7 protein-coding genes are annotated in these 7559 nt (G+C 42.5%); 3 read left to right on the top strand and 4 right to left on the bottom strand.

The window, feature by feature from the left end; all coding sequences use genetic code 11:
- Nucleotides 1-1584 (bottom strand): hypothetical protein (locus FWF39_RS11465; RefSeq protein WP_343383575.1); only part of this gene is annotated, 1584 nt, incomplete at its 3' end.
- Nucleotides 1585-1860: 276 nt separating this feature from the next.
- Nucleotides 1861-2397: a GNAT family N-acetyltransferase gene (locus tag FWF39_RS11470; protein ID WP_343383576.1), complete on the bottom strand. Its 537-nt coding sequence runs from the start codon at nucleotides 2395-2397 to the stop codon at nucleotides 1861-1863.
- 259 nt (nucleotides 2398-2656) lie between these two features.
- Here FWF39_RS11470 and FWF39_RS11475 point away from each other — a divergent pair, with 259 nt between their 5' ends.
- Nucleotides 2657-4072 (top strand): potassium transporter TrkG, encoded by a 1416-nt coding sequence (locus tag FWF39_RS11475; protein WP_343383577.1) that lies wholly within the window; start codon nucleotides 2657-2659, stop codon nucleotides 4070-4072.
- A gap of 55 nt (nucleotides 4073-4127) precedes the next feature.
- Nucleotides 4128-4535 (top strand): nickel-responsive transcriptional regulator NikR, encoded by a 408-nt coding sequence (nikR, locus tag FWF39_RS11480; protein WP_343383578.1) that lies wholly within the window; start codon nucleotides 4128-4130, stop codon nucleotides 4533-4535.
- Here nikR and nadA read toward each other — a convergent pair.
- Together nadA and FWF39_RS11490 are read right to left on the bottom strand one after the other, a co-directional pair.
- Nucleotides 4532-5443, bottom strand: a complete 912-nt coding sequence (nadA, locus tag FWF39_RS11485; RefSeq protein WP_343383579.1) for a quinolinate synthase NadA — start codon at nucleotides 5441-5443, stop codon at nucleotides 4532-4534. The two genes, nikR and nadA, sit on opposite strands and share 4 nt — an antisense overlap.
- A 304-nt stretch (nucleotides 5444-5747) precedes the next feature.
- Nucleotides 5748-6146 carry a response regulator gene (locus FWF39_RS11490; protein WP_343383580.1) on the bottom strand — a complete coding sequence of 133 codons (399 nt, stop codon included), beginning with the start codon at nucleotides 6144-6146 and terminating at the stop codon, nucleotides 5748-5750.
- 288 nt (nucleotides 6147-6434) lie between these two features.
- On the opposite strand from FWF39_RS11490, the gene FWF39_RS11495 reads away from it, so the two are divergent.
- A complete protein-coding gene (locus FWF39_RS11495) occupies nucleotides 6435-7472 on the top strand; it encodes a hypothetical protein (RefSeq protein ID WP_343383581.1) in 1038 nt (345 codons plus the stop codon).
- Nucleotides 7473-7559: the final 87 nt, after the last annotated feature.

The following is a 7559-nucleotide window of genomic DNA, read 5'->3' on the forward strand; positions in this document are numbered from 1 at the left end:
ACCCTCACGACGAGGACGATCCTGAGATGACGAACGCTCACCATCTTCATGAGAGGACTCACGACGCTGGAAACGAGGCGCACCATCGCCACGATCACCACCCTCACGACGAGGACGATCCTGAGATGACGAACGCTCACCATCTTCATGAGAGGACTCACGACGCTGGAAACGAGGCGCACCATCGCCACGATCACCATCTTCGCGATAGCTAAATCCGCTTTCTCTGCGGTCTTCGCCTTCACTGAAGGGGTCACGACGCTGGAAACGAGGCGCACCATCGCCACGATCACCACTGTCACGGAAGGATTCACGACGCTGGAAGCGTTGTCCACCTTCTCTGCGGTTACCGCCTTCACGATAACCAAAGTTGCGTTCTCTGCGTTCAAAGCTTTCGCGTTTTTCTTTAGGTTTGGGTTCCTTTGGTGGTGGAGGCTCTTTGTATTTCTCTCTGATTTCCTCTACGCGTTTGTTGATATCTTCTTTTAGCGTATCACCAATGTAGTGGCCTTCACCAAATGCATCTGCTCGAGCGGCTATGGCGAGTTTACCTGCGATGACTCTGGCAATCTTTCCACGTTGCCAACGCTTAGCATCGTGAAGCATAGTGTGCTGAAAGATTAGGCCGTGTTTGGGTGGACGGGCACCGGTTTTGAGGCTTCTAAAGAGCGCTTTTTCAGCTCCCAATACTTGAATGGTGCTTGCAGGACGCATAGCGAGGTTTTGAAGACTGCCCGCGATTGAGATCATACGTGCCCCCAAGAGTGCGCCAGCAACCGCACGTACGTTGGGTGCCATTTCTTCCATGGCTCTATCGACGTATTCATCCATGTTTTTGCGCAGGGTGTAGAAGGCTAAAACGTCTTTAGCTAAAGCCTGCACCTGCTCTAAGTCACGATCGGAAATATCTGCACCCATAGATGAGTCAGCGGCTTTGTTGATAAGTTGCGTACGGTCTTTGGGAATACCTTCAGCTTCTAGATTTTCGATGCTAAAGCTTTCTTTGCTACCCAAGTTCATAACAAGGCGCGAGTAGGTTTCATGTTTCTCAACTAGGCGATCAAGTTCGGGAAAATAGATGCCATACCATTCCCTGAGTCTGCCCATAAAGAGGTTAACTGTTTGATCAAGACTATCTAGAGTTTGAATGCCTTGTGCAACAATAAGGTCACGTTTACCCGTGGCGCCTTTGATGCGAAGTTTGCTAAGTTCCATGCTGACATCGCGGTTCCAGCTGTCAAGTTCTTGTTGGTTTGTAACAAACCCTGATTCGACAGCGATGTCGGCCATACGGCCACTTAGAACTGCAGCTTCAGCCGGTTTGGCTACTTCAACGGTGACTTTAAGACGACGCTGAGTTTCCTCTGCAAGATTACCGTTTGAAAAAATAAAGACATCATACCCGATGTTGGTTAGAAGTGTAATAAGAGATGTGGTTTGGTCTGAGAGTTTACCCTGTTCGGTACGGAGAAGACTCTTAGCCGCTGTTTGCGCTTTTTTTGGAAACAGCGCTTTTTCAACCAGCTGGTTTTTGTCATCAAAGGCCGCTACGCCGAAGGGAAACTGTACGATGAATGCTTTCATGCTATGTGCCCCAAATAAACTACACTATGTCAACGGTTAATGTTAATAAATAGGTATGTTCCGCAACAAAAAATTGAATTATACAGAGGAATCATTTGGTTCCTTGAAACATAGCGGTTCAAATAACTAAGCGGCGATTACCGGCAACAGTTTATTATACCTAAATACGGCAGGTAACTTGAGGGTATACCACATCAAAGCTTAGCCAAAAGAAGCACCCCAAAATAATAGTCAACAGCCTAACGATTTTAGATGCCAAAGCAGATGGAGAAGTGATTAGATGGTTCTTTCCATGATGATTTCGTCAATGTAGCGGTTGTCTCTGAAATGTTGGTTGGCTATTCGTTGCGTTTCGATAAAACCAAGCGCAACATATGTGTGTATAGCGGTATTATTTGTTGCCAAAACATGTAGCCTCAAACGTTTGATCCCTCTTTGGTTGGCTTGCGCTATAACTACCTTGAGCATATGTGTTCCAATACCTATATTTCTAAAATTTTTCTTGACAATTATTCCAATAATGCCCATTTCACCATCAGGTTGGATCTGCATATCTGAAGACGCAATCAACTCGTTGTTAATCTCTGCAATGATTGAAATACTCTTGTTCTGCTCCAAAGACGCAATATGATGGGTGAGCCATTCACGTTCACTTTCTAGCGTTACTTTTTGGGTAAATGCGATTTGGGCTTTTTCACTAACAAGCGAATTGATAAGCATTGTAAGGTTTATCAAATCATCCATAGAAGGTGTTCGCAAAGTAACCTTGGCATCTTTGATTGTGAATTCTTCTATGATCATATTCGGCCTCATTTTAACAGCCAAGCTCTTTTGACTTAGATAAACATCATAACTTAAAAAACAGCTCGATGAATCCCTATCGTCAAGTTGATTGATGTTATGTAGGGCTTGTCAGCATTGTAATTTTTTAATTACGCACCATTTGATAACATATAAGGAGCTAAAGTTTGCATTTGCATAAAAATTGTAATAACAATCAACGGTCACTAAAAAAATCTAAGTTTAATAGGATGTCGTAAGGCTTAAACCCTAAGCAGACATTTCAGTGTCGATGAATCAGCGCATAATCGCTAACTTGGGCTTTCTGCTCCAAACCGCCGGCCTGTTAACTATTATACCAATTATAACCGGGTTTATCTTTAACGAAACTGTGCCGCTCATTGCGCTTTTTTTAACTGCTTTGGCGTTTTTAGGTGGAGGATTTTTCTTAAATGCACTCTGTGAACGCAAAGACTTAACCGTAAAATCGGCCAGCACCTTGCTACTTTTGGCATTTATTATTTTACCGCTCATTGGAACTATACCTTATCTCTACTTAGATCCCTTTGCTAGTGCAACTGTTTTGGATCGTTTTACAAACAGTTGTTTTGAGAGTGTGTCAGGTTTTACAACCACCGGGTTTAGTTTCATATCAAACCCCGATGTTTTGCCAAAATCGTTACTTGTCTATCGGAGTTTAACTGAGGTTATGGGGGGTGTGGGTGTGGTGTTTTTGATTTTGGCGTTTTTCCAGTCTAGACGTGCATTGCCCAAGTTGGGTGGGGTTTTGGGGATCGAGAATTTGGGCAGAAATTTGAAACGTATGTTTTTTATGGTACTGGCAATCTATGGGATCTATATTTTGGTTTTTACTGGGATTTTCTATATTTTGGGTTACACCAATGTTGTGGCTACAGGTACCTTTGTCATAGATACGCTCACGGGTGGTTTTTCTCCTAATACGTTGACGTTTCAGCAGTATCTTTTTGCGGCGCCTCAAATTTTAATTGTTTTGTTGATGTTTTTGGGGGCGGTCAATTTTTCTTTTAACTATCAACTCTTATCAGGTAAATTTAAGAAAATATTGTCATCCGAAATTATTTTGTTTATAGGCATCATGGTAACGGCTAGTGTTGTTTTGTTTTTTATTGCCGACATTGGGTTTTTTGATTCTTTGTTCCATGTGGTAAGTTTGGCATCTACCCAGGGAATTTATTATCTAAATCTATCTGCTTTTAGCTCCAATGCTTTGTTGTTGCTTGTAGTTTTGATGGCCATTGGGGGTTGTGCGTTTTCTATGGCGGGAGGCATAAAAGTTTCTCGTCTGCTAAAGATAGGGACCTCGGTTAAGCAGATAGTCACAATACCGTTTAGCAAGTTGGCTAGGCAAAAGAAAACAGCCATCAAATCAGAACTCACAGAGATGTTTCCAGCGGCATCAGCGATTTTATTTTTTGTGGTGGTTCTTTTTGTGTTTACATTGTTGTTCTCTACAATTGGGGTTTCTTTTGAGCAGGCGCTTTTTGAAGTTGGATCAGCACTTTCAACAACAGGAGCAACTATGGGGGCGGTATCGGGAGCTATGCCGCTTGGATATAAGTGGTTGATTATGGCCTCGATGGTTATTGGTAAGGTTGAAATTGTAACTGTTCTTGCGGTAGTGATGCCGTTTTTTGTGAAAAGACTTCGTCGGAGAATAAAGTTTTAGCTGGATTGTCTAAAAGCTTTTAGGGGAAGAGCTCTAACTCTTAGAGGTGACTTTGATGTCCAAGATTGTCCGTGTTGGGGTAACGTTTCCTCCTGATCTCTTAGAGGATTTTGATGCTATAACTGAAAAGATGGGTTATGAGAGCCGAAGCAAGGCCATTCAGGATGCTGTGCGGCTCTATGTTTCAGAACGCAAGTGGCTACAAAACGAAAACGCTAATCAAACCGGAGTCATATTGATGGTTTATGATCATGACACACGGGGTTTGGAGAGTGATTTAACAAATTCACAACATCACCATCAAGACCTCATCTCATCAACGATGCATATTCATCTAGGGGCACATGATTGTTTGGAAGTTATTGCGGTAAAGGGTAAAAGCTCTGAAATACGCCATCTAAGCGATGAGCTAACAACACGAAGAGGCGTAAAAATCCTCAAATCCATGATAGTAACCGTTTAAGACTTGATCTCAAACATACGCTCTAGGGCCACTTGAGCTTTCTTTGCGACTGCTTGAGGGACTTTGACTATGTGTTTTTCTTCTTTGAGTGATTGGTATATTCGCTCAAGGGTGGTTATTTTCATGTTAGGACATATGGCACCGTCGTAGGCAAGATAGAAGGTTTTTGTGGGATTTTCTTTTTGGAGCCGGTGTAATATACCGTTCTCTGTGCCTATGATGATTTTTTGTGTGCTGGATTCTTTTGCGTGTTTGCAGATTTTTGAGGTGCTCCCAATAAAGTCAGCTACCTGTCGCATCTCTTTTGTGCATTCGGGATGAACCATTACTTCGGCGTCTGGATGTTGCATCTTGAGAACTTGAATATCCTCAGGCTGAAACAGCAAATGTGTAGGACAAAAACCGTTAGCGGGGATAGGGATTAGAGTTTTTCCGGTTTTTTCTGCGACATACTCAGCGAGGTTTTTGTCGGGTCCAAATAGGATTGTATCGGCGTCAAGTGAGTTTACAACTTCGACAGCATTAGCGCTGGTACAGCAGATATCTGCTTCTGCTTTACAGGCCGCTAGGGTATTAACATAGAGTACAACCGGGGCAGTGGGATACTTTGTTTTGGCACGTTTTATTTCATCAACTGTAAGCATCTGAGCCATAGGACATCTTGCCCCTGTGCAAGGCAGCAAAACTTTTTTGGCAGGGTTTAGAATTGCGGCGGATTCAGCCATGAAATCTACTGCTGAAAATACAATGAGCTCGGCGTCGGTTTCGGTCATAGCTTTACGGCTCAGCTCGATGCTGTCACCGATGTAATCGGCTATATCTTGCACTTCGGGACGCTGATAGTTATGAGCCAGTATGATGGCTTTTTTTTCTTTTTTGAGTTGTTGGATTTTCTGCGTTAAATCCATAGTTATGCCCAGCAAAGTTGACGTGGGAACAAACAGCGCAAGTTATTGGATATATGTGTTACTTCCAAATGCGAGGATTTCATCTATGGAGGCTTTCAGCTTTAACCAGAAAACCAAGTTGTTGCGTCAAACAAATACAGCACACAGGCGCCTACAATATGTTAAGAGTACTAAGACGTAACTATTTGCGAATTACCCATTTTTTACCCCTGCCCACAACAACCCACACAACCAAACTGTAAAGGGTTTTTGTGATTGAAGCCGCAGTCGTAAATAGTCAACTAGCTGTAGTTACGATAATTGGTTAGTAGCTGATTCCTGCGGCTTCTTCTCGGCTCTTTAGTTTTTCTTCGAGTAGAATAAGCAGTTCCTGAGGTTTCACGGGTTTAACCAGGTAGGCATCGGCTCCTTCATCAAGGGCTTTAACGCCGGTTTCTAGTGAGGGGAATCCTGTGATCATGATTTTAACGGTGTGCTGCAGGGGTTTTTTGAGTTTTGCCAGTAAATCAGTGCCGTCTATGTCGGGTAATCTGATGTCTACAAGCGCTAAATCGTAACTGCGTGTTTGGGTTTTCTCTATGGCTTCTTGGCCTGTTTCTGCGGTGTCGATTTCATAACCGCTTTTTTGTAAAATACGGGTAAAGGTTCGCAATATAGATTTGTCGTCATCAACAACGAGTATTGTTTTTTTTAATGATGCCAAAGTAACACATCCATCCTGAATTATACAATCAGCTCATGATCTCTTTGAGCTTATATCCGCCCAATATGTCTCTGCATCATCAAACGGGCCGTTTATTTGATGCTACAAAGTCGCCTATCTCGCGGTATCTCCGAATTTAATAATGAATCCCGAGATTAATAAACGCTATCCCCTATGCTAAGAACCACCCCAGGTTATGTATGTCTCTCCCTAAGCGGCTTATGCTCATGTCCCAAATAAGGATATAAAACGGCGACACAGTGAATAACTGTGGTTTGACAGCTAGAAATGATGCCGTCTCCTTTTTTGTTTTTTACATACCGAATAACTCCAGAGGTTCCGCCCAGCTACTATGAGAAACTCTTTGATTTCATCTACACACAGTACTTGGTACCTCAGAATCAGCGCTTCATAAACATCAAACGTGAACCCACCATAAAAGGAGAAAAATTAACCTACACCTCTATTGATCAACAAAATAATCCCCAGCTTGATGTGGAAGTTAAAAGCGGCACCCCCTTTGAATTAAAAATCACACCGCTTAATTCTGCAGTTCCCAAATCAATTGTAGAGGAAACCAAACAAGACATCCTAATAGCGATGCAGGCTTTCTCACAGAACGCCCGAAGCGCCACCATAGGTTTTGCCTGGCGGGAAGGAGAAAAAATTGTTCCGGAAGCCTATACTAAACCTGAAAAATCCTTCAACCGGCTCTTTTTGGAAACTCAGCTACTTTTTTTTGTGATTTTCATTGTTTTTGGAATGTTTATATTTATTACTATAGCAACAGCGTTTCCCAGTGCGTTTTGGGTGGCTCCGCTGATATTAATTGGGATCCAGTTTATCTTTGTGTTCTACTCGAACCGCTTTATTGCCCGTAGTGCAGAATGGACCATCACCGAAGCCAATCCGATTATTCATCTATTGGAGGTTTACTTGCCAGTAGGCGAGATGGCGGACTTTAAAAAAACCTATCCGCGGGAAAAACTCTTAGCCATTAAAAAAGAAATCTATGATGAAATAATTGCCAAACAAGGCGAAGTTGACGCGGAATCCGCACAAAAGATTTTCTTAAAACACGGGGTCCCCTGTGAGCTACAAAATCTCAAAGCCAAAAAAGTTAACGTTTATAGCCTTGTTAAAAACATCGCTGATCGATTCAGTTTTCCCATGCCTAAAATTGTAGTGTCTAATACCATGGTTCCCAACGCCGCAGCTTCGGGTCCTAGTCCTAAACGCGGATTAGTTCTTATAACTACAGGCATCTTGATACAATTAAACGAAGAGGAACTATTGGGAGCTTATGTATACAATAAGAATACTTAAATATTATAGTTTCTGTAGTGTGTTTGTGAATATTATGGGGTATACCAAGGAAAAAACTGGAGAATATTTATTTGAGCAGAAATTCGG

It is taken from the genome of Candidatus Bathycorpusculum sp. (genome assembly GCF_009778815.1).
Taxonomy (GTDB): Archaea; Thermoproteota; Bathyarchaeia; order Bathyarchaeales; family Bathycorpusculaceae; genus Bathycorpusculum; species Bathycorpusculum hydrogenotrophicum.

Bases quoted from the DNA above. Each gene is read 5' to 3' on its own strand.
- nadA (WP_343383579.1), bottom strand. From the start codon at position 5,443: ATGGATTTAACGCAGAAAATCCAACAACTCAAAAAAGAAAAAAAAGCC.
- nikR (WP_343383578.1), top strand. From the start codon at position 4,128: ATGTCCAAGATTGTCCGTGTTGGGGTAACGTTTCCTCCTGATCTCTTA.
- FWF39_RS11470 (WP_343383576.1), bottom strand. From the start codon at position 2,397: ATGAGGCCGAATATGATCATAGAAGAATTCACAATCAAAGATGCCAAG.
- FWF39_RS11495 (WP_343383581.1), top strand. From the start codon at position 6,435: ATGATGCCGTCTCCTTTTTTGTTTTTTACATACCGAATAACTCCAGAG.
- FWF39_RS11475 (WP_343383577.1), top strand. From the start codon at position 2,657: ATGAATCAGCGCATAATCGCTAACTTGGGCTTTCTGCTCCAAACCGCC.